Source organism: Streptomyces sp. MnatMP-M17 (assembly GCF_900091995.1).
In the GTDB taxonomy this organism is placed as follows: domain Bacteria; phylum Actinomycetota; class Actinomycetes; order Streptomycetales; family Streptomycetaceae; genus Streptomyces.
In genome coordinates this window covers 1-1,522 of the sequence record NZ_FMDK01000869.1, presented here as the reverse complement: position 1 = coordinate 1,522, position 1,522 = coordinate 1, and the positions used below count along the sequence as shown (strand labels likewise).

1 protein-coding gene and 1 pseudogene are annotated in these 1,522 nt (G+C 71.9%); both read right to left on the bottom strand.

Features of this window, described 5'->3' with window-relative positions:
- Positions 1-696, bottom strand: a pseudogene (locus GA0115259_RS32375) (primosome assembly protein PriA); the annotation flags it as partial.
- Between the two features lie 126 nt (positions 697-822).
- On the bottom strand, positions 823-1,522 hold a 700-nt coding region (gene metK / locus GA0115259_RS32370), incomplete at its 5' end, for a methionine adenosyltransferase (RefSeq protein WP_107469324.1).

The following is a 1,522-nucleotide window of genomic DNA, read 5'->3' as shown; positions in this document are numbered from 1 at the left end:
CGTCGCCGCCACCGCGCGTGCCAGTTCATCCGCCCAGTGCGGTCCGGGCAGCGCGGTCCATACGGCGCGCGGCGCACCGCCGCCGGCGAGCGCGTCGAGAAACGCCGCGCCGTTGCCGTACCGCTCCCATGTGCCCGGCCCGGGCGCGGCCGGCGACGGCAACGGCTCCGGGGAGGGCTTCGACTCGGCCCGCGCGTTCCTGGGCGGGATCGCGAGCTGGAGGACATCCGCGAGGCTTCCGGCATACCGGTCCGCCACGGCCCGGGCGAGCCCGAGCAGCTCGGCGCTGAGCACCGGCTCGGGCGAGACCACATCGGCCAGCGCGGCCAGCGGTCCCGTGTAGTCGGTATCGGCCCTGCGTTCGACGACGAATCCGTCGATCAGCCGACCGCCCTCGCGCCGCCCGCCCCGCACCTGATGCGCTCCGGCCCCGAACCGCACCCGCACCCGAACCCCGGGCAGCGCCGTCCCGTCCAGCTCCTCCGGCACGGCGTAGTCGAAGAACTGGTCGAGATGCAGCACTCCCTTGTTCACCACCACCCGCGCCACCGGCAACTCCCCGGCCAACGCGGCCCCCCGCCACGTCCGCGGCTTCGCCCGCGGCACCTTCGCCTTCCGCACACTCTCCCGAATGAACGCAAGCTGCTCAGGCCCACCACCGGCGGGATCCCGGGACTGCCTGTCGTCGCTGCTCACAGCTCCATACCTACCAGACACCACCGACACTCCCACCTTCTGTGGTCGCGCTGCCCGCGCACACGGAACGGCCCCGGACCGTCCTGCGGTCCGGGGCCGTTGTCAGCCGGTGCGGTGCTGGGTGGGTCAGAGGCCCGCGGCCTCGCGGAGGGCGTCCACCCGGTCCGTGGTCTCCCAGGTGAACTCGGGGAGTTCGCGGCCGAAGTGGCCGTACGCCGCCGTCTGGGCGTAGATCGGGCGCAGCAGGTCGAGGTCGCGGATGATCGCGGCCGGACGGAGGTCGAAGACCTGGCCGATGGCCTGCTCGATCTTGTCGGTGTCGACCGTGGCGGTGCCGAAGGTCTCCACGAAGAGGCCGACCGGCTCGGCCTTGCCGATCGCGTAGGCGACCTGGACCTCGCAGCGGGAGGCGAGGCCCGCGGCGACGACGTTCTTCGCGACCCAGCGCATCGCGTACGCGGCGGAGCGGTCGACCTTGGACGGGTCCTTGCCGGAGAAGGCACCGCCGCCGTGCCGGGCCATACCGCCGTAGGTGTCGATGATGATCTTGCGGCCGGTCAGACCGGCGTCGCCCATCGGGCCGCCGATCTCGAAGCGGCCGGTCGGGTTGACCAGCAGACGGTAGCCCTCGGTCTCCAGCTTGATGCCGTCGTCGACCAGCTCCTGGAGGACATGCTCGACGACGAATTCACGTACGTCGGGAGCGAGCAGCGAGTCCAGGTCGATGTCGGAGGCGTGCTGTGAGGAGACGACGACCGTGTCGAGGCGGACGGCCTTGTCGCCGTCGTACTCGATGGTGACCTGGGTCTTGCCGTCCGGGCGCAGA